At 43.0% G+C, this 19,878-nt stretch carries 19 protein-coding genes; 16 read left to right on the top strand and 3 right to left on the bottom strand.

The window, feature by feature from the left end; translation table 11 throughout:
- Nucleotides 1–33 precede the first annotated feature (33 nt).
- From flgF to flgL, 7 genes are read left to right on the top strand one after another with little or no spacing between them, the layout of a single operon-like run.
- Nucleotides 34–777 (top strand): flagellar basal-body rod protein FlgF, encoded by a 744-nt coding sequence (gene flgF / locus GNIT_RS11510; protein ID WP_014109384.1) that lies wholly within the window; start codon nt 34–36, stop codon nt 775–777.
- Nucleotides 778–818: 41 nt separating this feature from the next.
- A complete protein-coding gene (flgG, locus tag GNIT_RS11505; RefSeq protein WP_014109383.1) occupies nt 819–1,607 on the top strand; it encodes a flagellar basal-body rod protein FlgG in 789 nt (262 codons plus the stop codon).
- A 10-nt stretch (nt 1,608–1,617) separates the two neighbouring features.
- On the top strand, nt 1,618–2,310 hold the full coding sequence (flgH, locus tag GNIT_RS11500; RefSeq protein ID WP_014109382.1) for a flagellar basal body L-ring protein FlgH: 693 nt from the start codon (nt 1,618–1,620) through the stop codon (nt 2,308–2,310).
- A 9-nt stretch (nt 2,311–2,319) separates the two neighbouring features.
- Nucleotides 2,320–3,456 carry a flagellar basal body P-ring protein FlgI gene (locus tag GNIT_RS11495; RefSeq protein WP_014109381.1) on the top strand — a complete coding sequence of 379 codons (1,137 nt, stop codon included), beginning with the start codon at nt 2,320–2,322 and terminating at the stop codon, nt 3,454–3,456.
- Nucleotides 3,456–4,412, top strand: a complete 957-nt coding sequence (flgJ, locus tag GNIT_RS11490) for a flagellar assembly peptidoglycan hydrolase FlgJ (RefSeq protein ID WP_014109380.1) — start codon at nt 3,456–3,458, stop codon at nt 4,410–4,412. Before GNIT_RS11495 ends, flgJ begins: the two co-directional genes overlap by 1 nt.
- The gene (gene flgK, locus GNIT_RS11485; protein ID WP_014109379.1) at nt 4,409–6,559 is read left to right on the top strand and encodes a flagellar hook-associated protein FlgK; all 2,151 of its coding nucleotides are present in this window, start codon (nt 4,409–4,411) and stop codon (nt 6,557–6,559) included. The genes flgJ and flgK overlap by 4 nt, the downstream gene beginning before the upstream one ends.
- 6 nt (nt 6,560–6,565) lie before the next feature.
- A complete protein-coding gene (gene flgL, locus GNIT_RS11480) occupies nt 6,566–7,795 on the top strand; it encodes a flagellar hook-associated protein FlgL (protein ID WP_014109378.1) in 1,230 nt (409 codons plus the stop codon).
- 90 nt (nt 7,796–7,885) lie between these two features.
- Here flgL and GNIT_RS11475 read toward each other — a convergent pair whose 3' ends face one another.
- Nucleotides 7,886–8,638 (bottom strand): class II aldolase/adducin family protein, encoded by a 753-nt coding sequence (locus GNIT_RS11475; RefSeq protein WP_014109377.1) that lies wholly within the window; start codon nt 8,636–8,638, stop codon nt 7,886–7,888.
- 96 nt (nt 8,639–8,734) lie between these two features.
- Between GNIT_RS11475 and GNIT_RS11470 the strand changes: the two genes are divergently transcribed.
- Nucleotides 8,735–9,496, top strand: a complete 762-nt coding sequence (locus GNIT_RS11470) for a Crp/Fnr family transcriptional regulator (RefSeq protein ID WP_014109376.1) — start codon at nt 8,735–8,737, stop codon at nt 9,494–9,496.
- A 2-nt stretch (nt 9,497–9,498) separates the two neighbouring features.
- Here GNIT_RS11470 and GNIT_RS11465 read toward each other — a convergent pair whose 3' ends face one another.
- Both GNIT_RS11465 and GNIT_RS17700 read right to left on the bottom strand, forming a co-directional pair.
- Nucleotides 9,499–10,005, bottom strand: a complete 507-nt coding sequence (locus GNIT_RS11465) for a hypothetical protein (RefSeq protein WP_014109375.1) — start codon at nt 10,003–10,005, stop codon at nt 9,499–9,501.
- A 61-nt stretch (nt 10,006–10,066) separates the two neighbouring features.
- Nucleotides 10,067–11,146: a hypothetical protein gene (locus GNIT_RS17700; protein WP_014109374.1), complete on the bottom strand. Its 1,080-nt coding sequence runs from the start codon at nt 11,144–11,146 to the stop codon at nt 10,067–10,069.
- A gap of 270 nt (nt 11,147–11,416) precedes the next feature.
- Here GNIT_RS17700 and GNIT_RS11455 point away from each other — a divergent pair, with 270 nt between their 5' ends.
- From GNIT_RS11455 to GNIT_RS11415, 8 genes are all read left to right on the top strand, one after another.
- Nucleotides 11,417–12,256 carry a flagellin N-terminal helical domain-containing protein gene (locus tag GNIT_RS11455; protein WP_014109373.1) on the top strand — a complete coding sequence of 280 codons (840 nt, stop codon included), beginning with the start codon at nt 11,417–11,419 and terminating at the stop codon, nt 12,254–12,256.
- Between the two features lie 518 nt (nt 12,257–12,774).
- Nucleotides 12,775–13,602, top strand: coding sequence for a flagellin N-terminal helical domain-containing protein (locus GNIT_RS11450; protein WP_014109372.1), 828 nt, complete (start codon nt 12,775–12,777; stop codon nt 13,600–13,602).
- 391 nt (nt 13,603–13,993) lie between these two features.
- On the top strand, nt 13,994–14,824 hold the full coding sequence (locus GNIT_RS11445) for a flagellin N-terminal helical domain-containing protein (RefSeq protein ID WP_014109371.1): 831 nt from the start codon (nt 13,994–13,996) through the stop codon (nt 14,822–14,824).
- A 1,347-nt stretch (nt 14,825–16,171) separates the two neighbouring features.
- Complete coding sequence (locus GNIT_RS11435) at nt 16,172–17,011, top strand: flagellin N-terminal helical domain-containing protein (protein WP_014109369.1); 840 nt, start codon at nt 16,172–16,174, stop codon at nt 17,009–17,011.
- Between the two features lie 99 nt (nt 17,012–17,110).
- Nucleotides 17,111–17,581 (top strand): flagellar protein FlaG, encoded by a 471-nt coding sequence (locus tag GNIT_RS11430; protein ID WP_014109368.1) that lies wholly within the window; start codon nt 17,111–17,113, stop codon nt 17,579–17,581.
- 15 nt (nt 17,582–17,596) lie between these two features.
- On the top strand, nt 17,597–19,042 hold the full coding sequence (gene fliD, locus GNIT_RS11425) for a flagellar filament capping protein FliD (protein WP_014109367.1): 1,446 nt from the start codon (nt 17,597–17,599) through the stop codon (nt 19,040–19,042).
- Between the two features lie 95 nt (nt 19,043–19,137).
- Nucleotides 19,138–19,566 (top strand): flagellar export chaperone FliS, encoded by a 429-nt coding sequence (gene fliS / locus GNIT_RS11420; RefSeq protein WP_014109366.1) that lies wholly within the window; start codon nt 19,138–19,140, stop codon nt 19,564–19,566.
- Nucleotides 19,563–19,874, top strand: coding sequence for a hypothetical protein (locus GNIT_RS11415; RefSeq protein WP_014109365.1), 312 nt, complete (start codon nt 19,563–19,565; stop codon nt 19,872–19,874). Before fliS ends, GNIT_RS11415 begins: the two co-directional genes overlap by 4 nt.
- Nucleotides 19,875–19,878 lie beyond the last annotated feature (4 nt).

The raw sequence follows: 19,878 nt of genomic DNA, 5'->3' as shown, positions 1-19,878 counted from the left end.
AGATCTATTTACGTCAAAAAAGAGTCGAATACAATGGATAAAATGCTCTATATCGCTGCCAGTGGTGCCAAGCAAGACCTTCTTGCTACGGCTGTGCGCGCCAACAATTTGGCAAATGCGCAGACCAACGGTTTTAAAGCGCAGTTAGAACAAGCGCGAGCTATGCCAGCATACGGCGATGGTTTGCCGACTCGCGTGTTTAGCATGACCGAAAGTCCGACAAACAATTACGAAAGCGGACCATTAATTACGACAGGTCGTTCACTCGATGTTGCCGTGCAGGGAGATGGCTGGTTTTCAGTGCAAACCCCGCAGGGCGAAGAAGCTTATACGCGCAGTGGTAGCTTAACCATGACGGTTGATGGCGCGCTGCAAGACTCTAAAGGCAATTTAGTCATGGGTGAAAACGGCCCGCTGTTTTTGCCGACCCCAGTGAGTAACATTACGGTAGGTAACGACGGTCGTATTACCGCTCGATTGCAGGGAGCGCCAGAAAACCAAATTGACGAAGTGGGGCGACTAAAGCTCGTGAATCCACCTATTGATACGATGAAACGACGCACTGACGGTTTGTTCGATCTTAAAGACGGCGGCGTTGCGCCACAAGACATTAGAGTGGGCGTTGCTTCGGGTATGCTTGAGGGATCCAACGTCAACGCGGTAGAAGAAATGGTCAATATGATCAGTTTACAGCGTCATTATGAAATGCAGGTCAAGCTGATGAAGAAAGCGGACCAAATGGTTACCAGCTCTAATACGCTGCTCAGAATACTTTAATAAATTAGTCATTATGCGGAAGATATTTCGCGGAGGTTCTTATGCACCCAGCATTATGGATAGCAAAAACAGGATTAGATGCAGCACAAACTGATGTATCTGTGGTTTCGAATAACTTGGCGAACGCCAGTACGATCGGCTTTAAAAAAGACCGTGCCGTTTTTGAAGATTTACTTTATCAAAACATTAATCAACCAGGCGGTCGCTCGTCTGCGGATACAGAGCTTCCCTCTGGTTTGATGCTCGGCGCGGGTTCAAAGGTTGTGGCGACACAAAAAGCTCATACACAGGGCAATTTGCTTACCACAGATAATGCTCTAGATATGTCTATTCAGGGCCGTGGCTTTTTCGAAATACAACAACCTGACGGTAGTTTAGCATACACACGCAACGGTCAATTTACTCTGAATGATCAGGGTAATATTGTTACACCAGGTGCAGGTTTTGTGCTTCAGCCCGTTATTACGCTGCCGCAAGATGCGCAGCAGGTGACCATTTCGCAGGACGGTGAAGTGTCGGCACAGTTGCGTGGCCAAGCGAATCCACAAGTTTTAGGTCAGTTAAACCTTGCCGACTTTATCAACCCAGTTGGTTTGCAGCCAATAGGCCAAAACTTATATGTTGAAACAGCCGTTTCAGGTGCGCCAATTCAAGGTGTACCTGGTTTAGAGGGGCTAGGTACAGTGGCGCAAGGTACGCTTGAAACATCGAATGTTAACGTGACCGAAGAGCTAGTTAATCTAATAGAAAGTCAGCGTTTATATGAAATGAACTCGAAAGTTATTTCGTCAGTTGACCAAATGCTTGGTCAAGTTATACAGCAACTTTAGGAATAAACTCATGAGACTAATTTCATCCATCGGATTCTTTATCATCGCTATCGGCGGCCTGACGGGATGCGAGTCAACGGCGGTTAAACCGGTGACTGCCAATGATCCCTATTATGCTCCGGCAATTCCAACCATGGCGAGAGATGACATAGTCGAAGACGGCAGTTTATTCAATAAAGCGATGGCAAATAGCCTTTACTCAGACGTTAAAGCACGCCGTGTTGGTGACATTATTACTGTGCAATTAAGTGAAAATACCAACGCATCGAAATCCGCAGGAACGAGCACGAGTAAGGAATCGACGGTTGATGTAAATCCGATTATTGGTTTAGGCGGCAACGTCATTAATATCGGTAAAGAAAGTATTCAACTTGGCGTTGATGCTAGTAATGACTTCTCAGGAGATGCACAGGCAAACCAAAGTAATAGTCTGTCAGGCAATATTTCGGTGACAGTGGTTGAAGTGTTGCCCAATCAAAATTTAATTATTCGTGGTGAGAAATGGTTAACCCTGAATAACGGCGACGAATACATCCGTTTAACCGGTGTGATTCGCCCTGCTGATATTTCGCCTGCTAATCAGATTCAATCTACCAAAATAGCAAACGCTCGCATTCAATATAGCGGTAAAGGCTCATTCTCTCAGTCTCAAGAAAAAGGCTGGTTAAGTAAGTTCTTCTCTTCAACGTGGTGGCCACTCTAGGATTATATGATGAAATTACGTTCTATTTTTACCACAACGATAACGTCTGCTACGGTTATTTTCAGTTTGCTGCTGACACCGTTTCAACTGCAGGCTCAGCGCATTAAGGATTTAGCAACCATTCAGGGCGTTCGTGCCAACCAGCTTGTTGGCTATGGCTTGGTTGTTGGTCTCCCTGGCACCGGCGAAACAAGTCCGTTCACCGAACAAAGTTTTAGAACCATGTTATCCAACTTTGGTATTTCACTGGATGCTAACGTGAAGCCTAAGATTAAAAACGTGGCGGCAGTTGCAATACATGCCACGCTGCCAGCATTTTCAAAGCCGGGTCAAACTATTGACGTGACTGTCTCTTCAGTAGGTGAAGCCTCAAGTTTGAATGGCGGCACGCTATTGCGTACCTTTTTACGTGGCCTAGATGGCGAAATTTACGCTGTAGCTCAGGGCAGTTTAGTTGTCAGTGGCTTTGGTGCGCAGGGCAATGATGGTTCAAGAATAGTATCTAATACTCCTACTGTTGGGCGCATTGCGAATGGCGCTGTTGTTGAAAGAGCTGTGCCTTCTGGCTTAATGCAAAATGATTACCTTACGCTTAATTTAAACACGCCTGACTTCAGCACAGCACAAGCTTTGGCCGACGTCATTAATAGCCGCTTAGGTGCTGATGCTTCTAATGGGACCGCTGTTGCTGTGCCAATGGATGCCGCTTCTGTGAAGGTTACGGCACCGCGGGATCGCGGTCAACGTGTTGGATTTTTGGCCACGATTGAAAACTTTGAATTTCAACCGGCAAGCGCGCCAGCGAGAGTTGTGATAAACAGCCGAACTGGCACGATTGTTATCGGTCAAGATGTAAGACTCTTACCTGCGGCCATAACGCATGGTGGCCTTACCGTGACTATTTCTGAAAACCTGCAGGTAGATCAACCGAATGCACTTGCTAATGGTAATACGGTTATTACGCCGCAATCTATCATTGATGTGGAGCTTGATGACAGTCGCATGTTCTTGTTTAACCCAGGCGTCAGTTTGGAAGAGCTAGTGCGCGCAGTAAACGAAATAGGGGCAGCACCAGGTGACTTAATGGCAATCCTTGAAGCACTCCGTCAAGCCGGTGCGCTGCAGGGTGAATTGGTGATCATCTAATGGACTTAACTTCTGCAACCAAGTCTCAATTAGAAATGTCGCGCAACTATCATGACATGGGTAGTGTTAACAAATTGCGTGAAGCTGCGCAGTCTGGAGATGAAGGCGCTTTGGAAGAGGCAGCCAAACAATTCGAAGCCATATTTGTGCAGATGATGCTCAAATCGATGCGAAAGGCACAAGACGCCCTTGCAGATAAAGACAGCCCTTTTAGTACTGAACAAGTTAAATTTTATCGTGAAATGCACGATAAGCAGTTAGCAACGGATTTAAGCGCCAACGGCAGCATCGGGCTTGCCGAAGTGATCATGCAGCAAATGAGTCCGGGCAATGGTGTTATACCGGCAAGTGCCGTGCGTTCGGACGGAAATTTATCGGTATTAAATAGGCATAATGTTGCCGCTATTCAAAACGCTCAAGATAGAGTGATGGGAACAAATAACGAAAATGTTGCGAAAGGAAGTGCTTTTAAAGAAGCTGGCTTCGCAAGTCCTCAAGAATTTGTAAAAGCCCTATATCCTCATGCCGTTGAAGCTGCAAAAGAGCTGAATATGGATCCAAAGGCGATGATTGCGCAAGCTGCCGTCGAGACTGGTTGGGGTAAAAGCCTAATTCACAAAAAAGATGGTGAAAATAGTCATAATTTGTTTGGTATCAAGGCAGATAAACGCTGGGATGGCGAAAAGGCGACGATCGATACCTTAGAGTTCGTCAATAACGTACCCGAAAAACAGCAGGCTTCCTTCAGAAGCTATGGCTCATTCACGCATTCTATGGAGGACTACGTCGACTTCATTAAAACAAATCCTCGATACGAACAAGCGATTCAAAAATCCGAATCACCAGCAGACTATTTTAACGCACTGCAGGAGGCCGGTTATGCAACGGATCCAAAGTATGCCGAAAAGGTCATGTCTGTTTTTAATGGCAATATTTTGGGTGAGTTAATACCATGATCAAAACAGCAGATCTATTTTCAATTGCGAAAACTGGGGTTAACGCTAGCAGTCGCTTGCTCAACACAACCAGTAATAACATTGCCAATATCAATACCGAAGGGTATGTGCGCGAGCGAACCGAGTTTAAATCACAGTTGAACGGTGGCGTTGACCGCGGATATACCGACCGGGTATTGAGCCAATTTGCTATGAATCAACTGCGCCGCGATACGACCAATATGGGCGAGGCACAGGCTTTCTTAGACGGTGCTCAAAGTCTTGATAACGTGTTAGCAAGTGAGGCTAATTCAATATCTGGCGCAATTACTCGATTTTTTGCATCAATTCAAACCGCCGCTGATGATCCAACTAACATTACTTCGCGCGATTCTGTTCTGGGTCAAGCGCAAGGTTTAGTTAATCGTGTGAATACCTTGGGTGACTTTATTTCGGTGAAAGAACGAGAAGTTGAGCAACAAATTGATGATAGCGTAAGAACGGCTAATGCCTTAATTAAACAAATTGGTGACTTAAACAAAGCGATTCAAATTGTTGGTAACAGCAGTAATGTTGACACACCGTCAGCGCTCATGAACGAGCGAGATTTAGCTATTCGTAAGTTAGCCGAGTACATGTCAGTTGAAACTCGCCCAAGTCCAAACAGTGATTTAGGCATTGTGGTTAATCTCACTTCAGGTGAGTCTCTTGTGCTGGCCGATGGTACGTTTAACGTGCTTGCAATTGATGGTGAACCAGATTTAACCAGCGCTCAACTGAGACTATCGACTAACTATGCGCCGCCTAAAGCGAATACCACTCTCAATGTGCAAGAACAGAAGATGGGTGGTTCTCTTGCAGGGTTGTTTAGATATCGAGAAGAAGTGTTAGAGCCATCACAGCGAGACTTAGGTAAATTGACCGTGGCACTTGCAGATTCCTTTAACACGCAAAACCGCCAAGGTATGGACCTTGATCAACAGTTAGGTGGCGATATTTTTACAATTCCTGAGTTTCGTGGGATCAATTATCCTGATAACGCTGATTTAAGTTTAGGGGTTAAAGGTCGCTTTACACCTGGTGCAGGTGGCGATGTTACCAATACTGATTATCGAATTGAGGTGTTAAGCAGCCCTGCGGGATCGCCCCCGACATTCGATTTGCAAGTGTCATCGTTGAACACTGACGGCACTGCGCAGCTTGATGAATCAGGTAATCCAATAACGCAAACTTTAACGGTCACAGCTGAAGCTGGAACCTACAATAAATTGATTGGCGGTATTGAAATTGAGTTATCTAGCGGTGCATCTTATTCCGTTGGCGATCAGTTTCTGTTTCAACCCTTAAGAACAGCAGCAAACAAGCTAGAACTTGCTACTACTCGGGGTGAAGATTTAGCTTTTGCTAAACCCTTGAGAGTGGATACTAACGCGGCCAACTTAGGTGACGCGACTATTCGTTCTGTAACGGTCAGTAATACCAACGTTGATAATACCTTGGTCAACTCCAAAGCTTCAGGTTTCAATGGCCTGGGTGATATTCAAAGTGCATCAAATTTACCCACAAGCGTGGGTGCTCCAGCCTCTGTTTTATTTACCAGTGCCTCGGAATTTCAAGTACTCGATAACGCGTCTCCACCTAATATTATTACGACGGTTACCGGTGTTACTGATTTAAAAAATTTACTACAGCAAGCAAAAGATAATGGTACTGCACCTCCTTGGCCGGCAGCTTTTGCCGCTCTGGATGACTATCCAGGATACGATTTCAGTTTGGAAGGTATCCCGAAAGCCGGTGATTCCTTTGATATTAGTTTTAATACCAATGGTATTGCGGATAACCGAAATGCCGTTGAACTTGCCAGCCTGCAGCAAGAGGACACTGTTCGACAAAGTATTGGAAGCAATGGTAACAAAGCCACTTTTAACGAAGCCTACGCAAATATTGTCGGCAGTATTGGTGCGTTAACCGCAAATGGACAAATTGAATTAGCTGCGTCAAAAGTATTGCAAACGCAATCTTCAGATTGGTTTGAATCTACTTCTGGCGTGAGTTTAGATGAGGAAGCTGCAAACCTGATACAGTTTCAACAATCATATGCGGCAGCAGCCAGAATTTTGACAACAGCTCAAACCTTGTTTGACACGATATTAGCAGCATCAAGGTAACTAATTATGCGTATAACGACAAATTTAATTTATAGTCAAAACTTAAGAAATATTGATACCAACCAAGGCAATTTGGTCGATATTCAGCAGCAGCTGGCAAGCGGTAAAAAGCTCCTGCGTCCGAGTGATGATCCTGTCGGTGCAGCCCAAGTAATTCGCCTGACAGAAGAGCTAGACAAAATCACGCAATATCAACGCAATAATGACTTAGCAACTAATGCGCTGGAACAGCAAGAAACAGCGCTTCGCAGCATTAACGATGTGGTAAATAGAGCGCGAGTACTAACTGTGCAGTCTGGTAACGGTATTTTAGGAAAGGAAGATAGAAAAGCGATCGGTGCCGAAATAGAACAAATTCGTAATCAAGTATTAGATTTGATGAATACCCGCAATGCTAGCGGTGAATACATTTTTGCTGGTTATCAGTCATCCTCTCAAGCGTTTGAATTTAATCCGAGCGCGAGTGGTAATAAAGTGTCTTTTTTAGGTGACGATGGCGAGAATCAAATACAAATTTCAGACAGCGTGAAGATCCAAAGCACTTCCTCGGGTAAATCTATTTTTCAGGAAGTGTTCGCGCGCCTAAACTTTGAGATAAGTGGACAAAGTGCGGGCTTGTCGCTTAACACTGCGCGCATAGACGAGCAGGGTAGCTTTGACAACTTTCATAAGCAAAATTTCGATCCTGTGAATGCGGCAAATAACCAATATCGTTTTGATATTTTAGCAGGGGACCAAGTATCAATCACCAATATTGGTACAGGTAGTATTGTTTCTACACAAGACTTTGAATCAGGAAAACCTCTACGTTTTGCTGGTATGGAGTTTAATTTCACAGGTGCCGTCGGCGATTCACTTGAAATTGATTTAAAAAGACCAGAAAAGAAGAATTTGGCAGAAACGCTAAACGATATGTTTATTGCATTAACCTCAGACAGCATTTCCGAAACAGCTTTCGTCAATGCAATCGACAATACCTTAGTAGGTTTAGACAATGGTTTAGAAAAAATGTCGCTTGAGAGCTCTTCCATTGGAGCGCGCTTAAATATCGCTGAGTCGGTCAAAGAATCAAATTTAGACAGTGACCTGTCTTTGCAATCTGCACGTTCTAGTATCCAAGACGTCGATTATGCAAAGGCCTCAACGGAATTTGCCAAGCAAGAAACTGCGCTTCAGGCAGCATTCCAATCTTTTCCTAGAGTGGCAAACTTGTCACTATTTGATTACATCGGTTAGCGGTAAAGCAGTTTTCAATGTTCGCCAAGTAAGGTTAACTTGGCGAACATCTTCAATGAGAACTTCAATAACAGCTTCGCCTTAAGCTCACTAATCAGCGTAACCAGGATTAACACGGTCTAGTTTACGCAAAATACCCGGCCAAGCTAACGAACCGCCAGCTGAGCGAGTTACTTGTTTCGCTTGAACCTTTATTCCCGCTAAGATCTCAGCAGGTATTAACGTCATAGGCAGGCCAGTTGCTTGTGCTTTTAATTGAATTTCGCAAGCACGTTGTAATAAAAACATCGCTGTGAAGGCTTCTGCAACCGATGCGCCGCAGGTCAATAAGCCATGATTACGCAAGATCATAGACGTTGTGTCACCCAAGTCGGCAACCAGCCTTGCCTTCTCATCAGGATTTAGTGCAACGCCCTCGTAGTCGTGGTACGACAATGAAGATAAAGGGAAGAGTGACTGCTGACTAAATGGCTGCAGTCCGTCCTTGAGCGTAGAAACTGCAATTCCTTCAATCGTATGCAGGTGCATCACGCAATGTGCATCATCACGCGACTCGTGCACGGCACTATGAATAATAAAGCCAGCAGGATTTACTTCATAATCAGACTGCATGACTTTTTCACCATGGATATCCACTTTTACCAAACTCGAAGCGGTGACTTCGTCAAACATCATGCCGTATGGGTTAATTAAAAAGTGATGCTCGGGGCCTGGAACGCGCGCTGAAATATGCGTGAACACTAAATCATCCCAGCCGTAATATGCGACAATTCTATATGCTGCAGCTAAGTCGACGCGAGCTTGCCATTCTTCCGCACTGACATTTTCTTTTACTGAACTCATGCTGATTACCTTTTATTTTAATGTCTTTTTTATTAACACTAGGTTAACTTATGCTATCGAATTGAACTGTCGTCTATTTGACAATTGGAGTCAATCATGTCACCCAAAACTCACTATGAACAACTGGCCAACAACCCTTGGTTTGCTGCTTTACCGCCGGTTGATATAGAAAAGCTTGTATTGCTCTGCAAAGTTAAAAACTTGAAACGAGGTGAACAGTTATTGGCTAAGAATGCACCTGCGCAAGGATTGTTCTGTGTATTAACAGGTAAAATAAAAGTAAGTAATGTGAATCAAAACGGCAAGGAACTGGTACTTACATGGCTTTCACCTGGCACCTGGTTTGGCGAAATTTCCTTATTTGATGGCTTGCCGAGAACGCATGATTCTTTTGCAGAAACAGACTCTAGCTTGCTGATGTTACCAGCTGGAGCTTTTCAGCAATTGTTGGTTGAACACCCAGAGCTGTATCCTCACTTCATTAGACAACTATGCCAGCGTATCCGCACTCTTTTTTCGCTTTTAGACGAAACTACTGGTTTGGGGCTAAAACAAAGATTAGCAAAACGCTTACTCACTTTATCAAAAGGTTGGGGTGGCATAGTGAATAGTCAATCTGCGAACTCGTCAATCAATCAACGAAATGCATTATTAAATGCATCAACTGAATCAAATTTAGTGCTTGAAGACGAGGAAATTACTATTTCTCAAGAATCACTTGCGAGCATGCTGAACTCATCGCGGCAAACGATCAATAAGTTGTTGCAGGAGCTGAAGAACGAGCAGCTTATAGATATTCGTTATGGAAAAATAGTGCTTCTAAAACCACAAGATTTGAAACTTTTAGGAGAGCTTTAAACCTAAAATCGATAGTCGGCGATAAACAGCCATTGTCTTTCGTGTTGCTGTGGCAATACGCCAAGGGAGCCTCTGTTCAATGTGGTGTTTTTATTGAGGTGAATTTCACTCCCAATTCGCCATTGTTGATTAATGTTGTACTGATAGTTCAGCGTTATTGCATGGCCAAAACTGTTATTCATATCTTCTGGAATATCATCGCGCTCACTCACATCAAAAACATCAATTCGCGCTGTTATTTTACTTGTTGCCGATACCGCATAAGTGCTTTGCAAAAATCCAGCAGTATAGTCGACATGCACAAAGTTATTTCCCATCAAGGTCGAACCATGCAGTAATTGACTTTTTACTTGCCAGTTTTTGTTTACTTTATGATTTAATGCTAGCGAATGGAATTTAGTCCGCCATGCATAAAGGCGTTGACTATTCACCGCATTGGGATCAGCAAAGTTATCGTATCGATAATATTTGAATTCCGTGCGTCGTAGGTAATTAAGATTACGCGCCATTTATTCGACCGAATTTTTTCAGGAATACTTTCATCTCAATACCGCTGTGTTAATAAAAATTTTAAACAAGCGTTCGTTGTAAATTATCGACGTATGCAACATAAACCTGAGTTTTTCCCTTTTCAGGTGTTGAATAATAACTAATCCATAGACCCAGCGTTCCGTTGGGGCTTGCATCGTCAAGAACAACACCAGGGTAGCCATTGTCGTCAGCACTCGGCAGTGCTAATAAAAATGAAAGTTTCTCGGTTTCTCTGTCTAATGCAAACAAACCCGTTTTTAATTCATCATCAAAATAGTCTAGTCTCTCATTGCCGCTAGCATAGTAATCAAGAGCTTGTTTTTGTAATGGCGAGGGTTGAGTTAACGCTCCGTGTTCATACCGCGCAGCAATGATAAACTCGTCGTTGTTAATAGCCAAAATTCGAGGGCTTGCTAAGTAAATAGGTAGATCTTGCCAATGCCACTTCTCAAATGGAGTAACACTCTTCCCGAGTTTTGTGGTGAATGTATCTGCATCTCGGCGAACTATCGCAGTAGCCTGAACGTGCGAGCTTTTATTAGTAAAACAGAGGTCGCTTTCATTCGGGTAGCCAAAGCCGTGTTCAACTTTAGATAACACGGGGCGTTCGAAAGCGGTGAACACGCTCAAATTAGCCCCGTGATATAAATACAGGTTTTCCGTTCTTCGTTCATACGCCAGACTATAAACGTGTTGCTCATGCCAGCTTAAGCGCCAGCACCAGTGAAAGGGTTCTGCAAAAAATCCTTGGTGCTGCCAATTTATACTGTCGGCGCAGTTTGAATGAGTGCCTCGCCAATAAGTGTTTTGACTAATCGTTCTTTCATTACCGTCTGCATCGCGCACTGTTTCCCGCGCGTAAGCGGTCATTATTAGGCTTTTGTCATGCAACACATATATCTTAGGGTCCCGCAAGTCACTGTTTAATATATTAAATATACTTTGACTAATGAATCGACCCTGCAGGTTAAGCTTTTGTAAAACGATTCTACCATCACTGCTGTGGTGGTCAGTTGCTCGGCGAAAACAAACTAAGAGTTGATTATCTACACGATTTAAATCAGTGAAGGCATCATGCTGATCTTTATTATAAATTTTTTTCAACCAATTTATTCTCATTCTTAATGCTCGTAGTGTTCTGTTTTTAATAGGTTATTTATCGTTACAACGGCCATTCTTAAGTACTAGGGCGGCAACTATTTGCCGCTACCATAGAAAAAAAGCACTTTTTAGTTAAAGGGAATGAAATGCTTGTCGATAAACATTAACGAGAGAGCCAGTACATTAACTTATCATTTGGATAGTTATTGTTCTACAAGTAGTTATTAAACCACCGGAGTCACGTCCGGCGACCAGCAAGCCGCTGGACTGAGAGTGTAGGAGAGACTTATGTCCTTGTTCGTAAATACAAACCAATCGGCGTTGAATGCTCAGCGTCAATTAATGAGTTCATCAAACAGTTTGAATACTTCATTCGAACGTTTATCTTCGGGTTTCCGTATCAACCGTGCTTCAGATGATGCTGCAGGTTTGCAAATTTCGGATCGTATGACTACGCAAATCAATGGCTTGAACCAAGCCGTTCGAAACGCGAATGATGCGATTTCGTTAACGCAAACTGCTGAAGGCGCTTTGTCTGAAACAACGAATTCGTTACAAAGAATCCGTCAATTAGCAGTTCAGTCACAGAATGGTATTAACTCTTCTGCTGACCGACTTGCACTTCAAAAAGAGGTTGCTGCACTTAAAACTGAGATTTCAAGAATTGCTACTGACACCCAATTTAACAAAGTTGACTTGTTGACTAACAACTTCTCAGCTGCGTTCTTAGTAGGTGCAAACAGTGGTCAAACTATCTCTGTGAACCTATCTGGTGCCAATCTTCCGGGTATCAATGGATTTTCGGCAACAGGCTTAGGCATTGGTGAATTGTCAGTAGAAACCTTTGGTGACGCTTCTGCTGCCCTAGTAGCAATTGACAACGCTATTTCCTCTATAGGTGGCGCAAGAGCTGACCTAGGTGCATTAACCAACCGATTCCAATCAACTATCCGTAACTTGACTAATATCTCTGAGAACGTGTCTGGCGCAAGATCCCAGATCCGTGATACAGATTTTGCGTCTGAAACGGCTGAGTTGACACGTAATCAGATCATTCAACAGGCTAGCACAACCATACTATCACAGGCTAATCAGCGTCCTCAGGCCGCTCTTCAGCTTCTTGGTTAAGTCTGACTGACCCTACTGTTTGGGGAATGAAGCCAGGAGGTAGTATCTTGCGACACAATCCAAACAGCAGAGAGTCCGCTCACTCTCAGTATACCAGAGCGATAGGCCAGGCATTGCCTGGCCGCTTATTTTTTTAATTTATTATTGTCGTTTTTTGTTAGCTTAACTAACTGATATTAATAAGAATTATAAGTTTAGATAGCTCCAGCCCCATATTCTTTTAGAAATTATTTAGTGTAATGACTAAAGGTTTTCGCGTATCTGCACGATAAGTATTTCAAGCAGGGAGATAAAAACAATAAATACTCTCGCTTATCGTTACCAAGCTAAGCAACATAAAGCGAAGTGACATACAGCAACATGATGTTAAACGCCAAAGAGCGACAACACATGATTCAATGAAAGTCGAAAGACATAAAAACAATAATAATCATTGAGGCTGAAAAAACGAAATGCTGAATGAGCAATGACCCAAAGAGGTTGGCCATTCAACACAAATAAATCGTTAGGAGAAAATCGTGAGTCTATTCGTTAGTACGAATGTGTCTGCATTGCAAGCACAGCGCCAGATTTTTACAAGTTCAACTCGCCTCGACACGGCATATGAACGTTTATCATCTGGTTTTAGAATCAACAGTTCAAAAGATGATGCTGCAGGTCAACAAATTAGCGACCTCATCTCAACTCAAGTGAACGGATTGAATCAAGCTGTACGCAACGCAAATGATGGTATTTCACTTGCACAAACCGCCGAAGGCGCGATGCAAGAAATTACCAACGCATTACAACGTATTAGAGTACTGGCGATCCAATCCCAAAACGGAATTAATTCCGCCAACGATAGAAATGCATTACAAAAAGAAGTGTCCGCATTGAAATCTGAAATCGACCGTGTTTCGTCGACGACACAATTTGCAGGTGTTGACATTCTTAGCGGCAATTTTTCGTCCATATTTTTGGTCGGCGCAAATTCTGGGCAGTTCATTGCCATCAATTTGTCCCGCCAGGGCGGATTTAGCACTAAAGGTCTTTTTGGCAACGATGAGATCTCAGTAGCAAACGCAGGACTTGCTTCCGCTGCCGTAAGCTTTATGGATACAGCAATTTCGATGATTGATTCAAAGCGTGCCGAGTTAGGCGCATTGCAAAACCGTTTTCAATCAAGTGTGCGCAATTTGGCCGAAGTTGCTGAAAACGCATCACAAGCTAGGTCACGTATCAAAGATACTGATTTCGCTGAAGAAACCGCTGTGTTAACGCGTTTGCAGATTAGCCAAGAAGCCAGTGTAACTGTGCTTGGTCAAGCTAATCAGAGAGCACAACAGGCACTGCAGCTATTGCAGTAAGCTTTTACCATAGCCATTAAGCGCTTAATAGACGGTAAACGAAAAGATTATAAAAGATGGATAGGCACATTTGTGAGAAACGAGTGTGGGTGAAAAATACTGAAATACCGATTTTCCTAAGCAATTGGGAACTGCTGACTGACAGGAATGATGCCAGGAGGTAGTGAGAGGTATAGAGGTCTGGGCCACCATACCTGTCCGTCAGCAAGAGCTTTCGCTCTGTTACAGCAATTGCATCATCAGGCGAGTGATTGCTTGATGAAAATAAGTCAGTCCATGACTCGACTTAAATAATGCACCAAGTGTGCCAAAAATGAAAAATGCGTAAAAATAATAATAAATGCGCTTAATTATTAAAAACTGAAAATTTGAAAATCGTTAGGAGATTATCATGAGTTTATTCGTAAATACCAATGTGTCTGCATTAAATGCACAAAGACAACTACTTAATACTTCATCTAGTTTAAATACCTCTTTTGAGAGATTGTCTTCGGGCTTTCGAATCAATAGTGCCAAAGACGATGCTGCAGGACTACAAATCGTAGATCGAATGACATCGCAAATTCAAGGTCTCGACCAGGCTGTTAGAAATGCCAATGACGGTATTTCATTAGCGCAAACCGTTGAGGGCGCGCTGCAAGAAACAACGAACGCATTGCAACGTATTCGAGTGCTGGCTATCCAGTCTCAAAATGGTATTAACGATACATCTGACCGTCTAGCGCTGCAAAAAGAAGTTTCTGCGTTGAAATTAGAAATGAGTCGAGTTACAACTACAACGCAGTTTGCTGGTGTTAACGTGCTATCAGGGAATTTTTCATCTGCTTTCCTTGTGGGTGCAAACGCCGGTCAGACGATCAACGTTAATATATCTCGTGCTGGCGGATTCGGTACTTTGGGGTTATTTGGCAGTTCTACTCTCAGTGTAGCTACACCGGCCGACGCATCCAGAGCGCTAGCGCAAATAGACTTAGCGATAGAAGTTATTGATGACAAGCGAGCAGACTTGGGTGCGATTCAAAACCGCTTTCAGTCAACAATTCGAAACTTAGCTAATATTTCTGAAAACGTATCAGCAGCTAGATCGCAAATACGAGATACAGATTTTGCTAAAGAAACATCCGAATTGACTCGTGCACAGATTATTCAGCAGGCAAGCACAACGATATTATCTCAGGCTAACCAGCGCCCACAAGCGGCATTGAGCCTTCTTCAGGGCTAATTAGCAGCGAAGACTAAGAGGTGATATTGATGTTTGAATTACTTTGTTTACTGATGGTAAGTCGATTCTTAGTCAGATTCGCAGTGCGAGCAGCGGTAATATAATGCACGGCGGCAATGATTTTCCGAAACGGCAATTTATTGTCACTGAAAAGTAACTAATATAGTAATACCGTCAAATTAAATTGCTCGCTGCGCCCTTAACGTAAAGCACAACGTTGAGGCTATCGAACAAAAAAATTGAATAGCGGATAAACATTGATAAGCCAATATATTAAAAAGATTTAGTTAATTGGAAAGCGTTGAGAGGCTTATATTGCCAAGGATGGCAGCCGAAAGGCAAGCTAGGAATAAAATAATATAACGCACGTGTACGCCAAAAGGGCTATACTACACGACTGAATCGGACTCAAAATTGCGACATGTACCAAGTAAAATGTCGACTTACAAGACTGAGAGTATAGAAGTTTAGGTTGAGAGGCCAGTAACTTGTTCTACAATCCTGCAAGCCGACGAAACTGCTTTGCTCCAACTCCTAACGTGAGCAAGTTGGTCGGGCCGCCCTATGGCTCGACCTTTTTTCCTTCCCAATACGTTGTCTTAACAACATATTAGTTTTCACTTCGACACCCGTTACTAAGCATGGACCGTGCCAACTAAATGATAGATGATTTTTTCATTTGCATTAATGACTACGTTGTTATGCACTCTCTTTGTATCGTTTCTTATATTTTTTGAATATATAAAATGAGATATAAGTACCTAGAAATACGGGAATTTTTGTCAGCAAAAAGCCGCTATCCCATTCCTTCGTAATCATGCTAAATAAAGCCACCATTATAAATATAGCGCTGAATATTCCGAACAGCGTTAATACTACTCCCCAAGTAACAGCCATGCGAAAGTGCTTTTGGTGTGTGGCCGTCTCACTTTTCAGCACGTAATAAGAATACAAACACAGACAAAAATAACCAAAGATACTGAGTGAAATGAGGTATTCCAAAGAATTTTTATTCCTTAATGCAGCGGTTTATGTCAATAAATCCAGGGTTTTTTTATTCAAAAAAAACTTATTTTTCAACAACTAATCATTTAATTTAATTTTTTTAAAATAATGACTAAAGGTTCTATAGTTTTCGCCGATACAGTTAGTCGAGGGGTAATTTAACGTTTTTTTGGTTTGATGTCGAACCAGCTAGACGATGAGGTTGCTAACTTGGCCTAGTGAACCAAGTTAGCATAAAAATAGATTTAAAAAATGAGTTTGATTAAGCGCTTTGAAGATGAATTTTGAATAGAAATTTTAATAAAGAGCTTTGCACATACGATTTTTTTGATTGGAGGTAGTATGTCATTATTTGTAAACACCAATTCATCTGCGTTAAATGCGCAAAGACAACTTTCGGAATCAAGCCAGGCACTGAATAAGTCATTTGAGCGCTTGTCTTCGGGTTTCAGAATTAACAGTGCGTCGGACGATGCCGCTGGCCTGCAAATTTCAGATCGCCTTACGAGTCAACTGCAAGGGTTGAATCAAGCTGTACGAAACTCTAATGATGCAATTTCGATAACCCAAACTGCAGAGGGCGCATTGGCAGAAACGACTAACTCTCTGCAGCGTATCCGCCAACTGGCGGTGCAATCACAAAACGGTATAAATTCATCAGCCGATCGTGTTGCCCTGCAAAAAGAAGTGGCTGCGTTAAAAACTGAGATTTCTCGAATTGCAACGGACACTAAATTCAACAACCTGAATATCTTAGACGCATCGTATTCTGCAGCGTTCTTGGTTGGTGCAAACAGTGGTCAAACGATCAGTGTGAATTTATCAGCATCGAAAATAGTTGGGGGTACAGGATTTAGTGCCACTGGATTGGGGATTGGTTCGCTATCTGTTGAAACTTTTGGCGAGGCATCTGCAGCCTTGGCAAGTATCGACACCGCTATTTCTGCTGTAGGTAACGTAAGAGCTGACTTGGGCGCTTTGCAAAACCGCTTTCAGTCGACTATTCGAAACTTAACTAATATTGCTGAGAATTTAGCCGGTGCAAGAAGCCAAATTCGTGACACTGATTTTGCAGCTGAAACCGCAGACCTAACGCGAAATCAGATTATTCAGCAGGCTTCAATTTCGGTATTGAGTCAGGCCAATCAAAGACCGCAAGCTGCACTGTCGTTATTGGCTTAACGCTGAAACCGATAATGTTTTTATAGTATAACGCTGGACGGCGGATTTGCCCCCAATACGGGCGCAACCGCTACACTTTTTTGGTAGGAGGAATTGAAAATGGACACAATAATCCCGCAAGCTGGCAACAATGTTGCAAGTGAGTTCTTAAAACCGTCAAGATTGCCGGTATTTGAACGGATTGATAAGGTCGAATCGTCTGACAGCGCAAAGGCTCAGAATGCGTTTGCTAATACCAATACTGCTGAGCAAAACTCTGCTGTAAAAAATACGCAAAGTCCTCAAGCAATTGCAACTGAGGCCGATACTCTTAAACGAGAGGAGAGCGCGGCTGAACTTACGTCAGCGCTTGTAGACATTAGCGAGTTTTTGCAAAATAGAAATACCAAACTTGCATTCTCAGTGGATGAAGCAACGGATAGATCAGTAGTGACGGTCAAAGATGCGGCATCCGGAGATGTAATACGGCAAATTCCTTCCGAGGAAGTGCTTAAATTTGCAGAGCGAATAAACGAATTACAGTCTGAATTTGGCAGTAGCGCAGGTATTCTACTGAGAGGGCAGGCTTAATTAATGAGGTAATATATGGGCATTTCATCGTTAGGGGTCGGATCAGGTTTAGACCTTGAAGGGCTAGTATCGCAATTACTAGAGGCAGAGCGCGCACCAAAAGCGGCTCGTCTAGATGCTCAAGACGAAAGAATTGAATCCGAGATATCAAGTCTCGGACAACTCAAATCAAAACTCTCCGAATTTAAAGACTCCGTTGACGAGCTTCGCAAAGATCAATCATTAACCGGTCGCGAACCGACGATACGCAATCCATCTGAAGAATCCGAACCATTCACTGCTGAGGCATCGAACAGCGCCTTAACCGGCGAGTACGCGATAACTGTTGAGCGTTTGGCAAGCGGAAGTCGCATTGAATCAGCGACAGCCGCCAACGGCGGTTTTACTTCATCTAGCGACCAAGTAACGGATACAGCGGGTTCACTCACATTTAAAATTGGTGGCACTGGCGACACGTTTTCAATCAACGTTGCTGCTGGAGCGACACTAGCTCAACTGCGTGAACAAATTAACAAAGCCGAGGGCAATTTTGGTATTACGGCCAACATTATTAATACTGGTACTGCTGATGGTGGTGCCAAGCTTGTAATTAGTTCCAAAGTCACCGGCGAAGGAAACGATCTTTCGATCGTAAATGATAATAACCTTGCTGGGCTAAATCGCATAGCTACCACAGATTCTGCGGAAACGGCCTCTTATCTAGTACCAACAAAAACAGCACAAAATGCTCAAGCTATTATTGACGGAATTACGGTACAAAGCGATACCAATGAATTCGAAAATACAATTCAAAACGTCACGTTTACAGCAAAAGCCGTGTCTGAGAAAAATTCTCTTGATGAATTTCAATCCTCTACGTTGGTTATCGGTTTCGATCAGGAAGCTCTCGATGAGAAAATTAAAGGCTTTGTAGAGAGCTATAATGCGCTCAATGAAGAAATTAGATCCTTAACCAAGTACGGAGAGTCGGACTTAGAAGAGGATGGGGCACTGGCCGGTGACTTCACCATTCGAGGCATTCAAGCTGGGCTTGGCAATATTCTAAGCGGCACAGTATCAGCATCGGCGTTAGGTGGTTTATTCCAAATTGGTATCGAGCTGACTAGCGAAGGTAAACTCGAAATTGGCAGCAGTGACTTTGGTCTCGGAACAGGTGCAAGTAGATTAAGCGATGCCTTAGAAGATAATTTTGACGAAGTGTCAAAGTTGTTTACGGCCGATGATGGTATTGCTACAAAATTGTATGACTTTATCGACCAATATACTAAATCTAGTGGGATCTTAGCCGATAGAGAGACAGCAGCGAAAGACCAACGAGACCGCCTATTAGACGATCGTGCCGCCTTTGAATTACGTTTGGTTAGCTTTGAACAGACATTGCGTGGACGTTATCTAAACCTGGACCAGACGGTAGCCAGACTACAACAATCAAGCTCGGCGCTGCTAGCAAGCTTATTTTAGCGTTAACATTAACGCTTATAGCGAAATAAACATATTTTTCTTAGCTGAGTTATCACAAAAAGCAGCTATTCTATTTTCTTCGGAGGCAACACCATATGGCGCTTAAAGGTATAAACGCATATAAAAAGGGTAATCTAAAACAAGATATTGCAACTGCCGATCCTCACCGTTTAACATTGATGTTAATGCAGGGTGCTCTCGACCGTATGGCTTACGCTAAGGGCTGTATGGAACGAAAAGATTTTGCCGGGAAGTCTGAACATTTGTCTAGGGTGAGCGCTATTTTACTTAATCTTCGAGACACACTGGATTTAGATATTGGCGGCGAAGTTGCACAAAATCTTTATGCACTATATGAGTTTATGGTTCAGCGCTTATTGGATGCTAACATGCAAAACAGCTTGCAGATAATGGACGAAGTGATTAATCTGCTATTACCAATAAAGACGGCTTGGGCAAGTATTCCTGAAGATGCAAAACAAGAGGCATACGAAATTCAACGTCAAAAACGCCAATCTGTGTGAGTAAAGAAGACTATTTATCCCATGCGCTGACTCCTGACGAGCTTGGCGCAATCAATCAATCAATTTACGCAGTGCTTGAGGCCAGTACGGTCGACGACGAGGCACTCCGTAGGCTTGTGACTCAGCGAGATGAATTTATTCAATCTCATCTCGCTACCTTATCTGCAAATGATCGAAAGCTATTCGCAGAATCTGAAATACCTATAAATAATCGACTTCAAAGTGCTGTAAAAGCGCTTTTCACTGAATCGCTCTCTGAATTAAGTGGGCTGGTACGTGGACTTAAAGCAGTAAAAAAATATAAGTGATTAC

This window comes from Glaciecola nitratireducens FR1064 (genome assembly GCF_000226565.1).
In the GTDB taxonomy this organism is placed as follows: domain Bacteria; phylum Pseudomonadota; class Gammaproteobacteria; order Enterobacterales; family Alteromonadaceae; genus Glaciecola; species Glaciecola nitratireducens.
Note: the sequence above shows the minus strand (reverse complement) of the source record. Positions and strands in the feature narration are given on the sequence as shown.

Excerpts from the sequence above, each read along its gene's own strand:
- GNIT_RS11430 (WP_014109368.1), top strand. The coding sequence starts at position 17,111 with ATGGACACAATAATCCCGCAAGCTGGCAACAATGTTGCAAGTGAGTTC.
- flgJ (WP_014109380.1), top strand. The coding sequence starts at position 3,456 with ATGGACTTAACTTCTGCAACCAAGTCTCAATTAGAAATGTCGCGCAAC.
- GNIT_RS11475 (WP_014109377.1), bottom strand. The coding sequence starts at position 8,638 with ATGAGTTCAGTAAAAGAAAATGTCAGTGCGGAAGAATGGCAAGCTCGC.
- flgG (WP_014109383.1), top strand. The coding sequence starts at position 819 with ATGCACCCAGCATTATGGATAGCAAAAACAGGATTAGATGCAGCACAA.
- GNIT_RS11495 (WP_014109381.1), top strand. The coding sequence starts at position 2,320 with ATGAAATTACGTTCTATTTTTACCACAACGATAACGTCTGCTACGGTT.
- fliD (WP_014109367.1), top strand. The coding sequence starts at position 17,597 with ATGGGCATTTCATCGTTAGGGGTCGGATCAGGTTTAGACCTTGAAGGG.
- flgH (WP_014109382.1), top strand. The coding sequence starts at position 1,618 with ATGAGACTAATTTCATCCATCGGATTCTTTATCATCGCTATCGGCGGC.
- GNIT_RS11470 (WP_014109376.1), top strand. The coding sequence starts at position 8,735 with ATGTCACCCAAAACTCACTATGAACAACTGGCCAACAACCCTTGGTTT.
- flgK (WP_014109379.1), top strand. The coding sequence starts at position 4,409 with ATGATCAAAACAGCAGATCTATTTTCAATTGCGAAAACTGGGGTTAAC.
- GNIT_RS11435 (WP_014109369.1), top strand. The coding sequence starts at position 16,172 with ATGTCATTATTTGTAAACACCAATTCATCTGCGTTAAATGCGCAAAGA.
- GNIT_RS11455 (WP_014109373.1), top strand. The coding sequence starts at position 11,417 with ATGTCCTTGTTCGTAAATACAAACCAATCGGCGTTGAATGCTCAGCGT.
- flgL (WP_014109378.1), top strand. The coding sequence starts at position 6,566 with ATGCGTATAACGACAAATTTAATTTATAGTCAAAACTTAAGAAATATT.
- GNIT_RS17700 (WP_014109374.1), bottom strand. The coding sequence starts at position 11,146 with ATGAGAATAAATTGGTTGAAAAAAATTTATAATAAAGATCAGCATGAT.
- GNIT_RS11465 (WP_014109375.1), bottom strand. The coding sequence starts at position 10,005 with ATGGCGCGTAATCTTAATTACCTACGACGCACGGAATTCAAATATTAT.
- GNIT_RS11445 (WP_014109371.1), top strand. The coding sequence starts at position 13,994 with ATGAGTTTATTCGTAAATACCAATGTGTCTGCATTAAATGCACAAAGA.
- flgF (WP_014109384.1), top strand. The coding sequence starts at position 34 with ATGGATAAAATGCTCTATATCGCTGCCAGTGGTGCCAAGCAAGACCTT.
- fliS (WP_014109366.1), top strand. The coding sequence starts at position 19,138 with ATGGCGCTTAAAGGTATAAACGCATATAAAAAGGGTAATCTAAAACAA.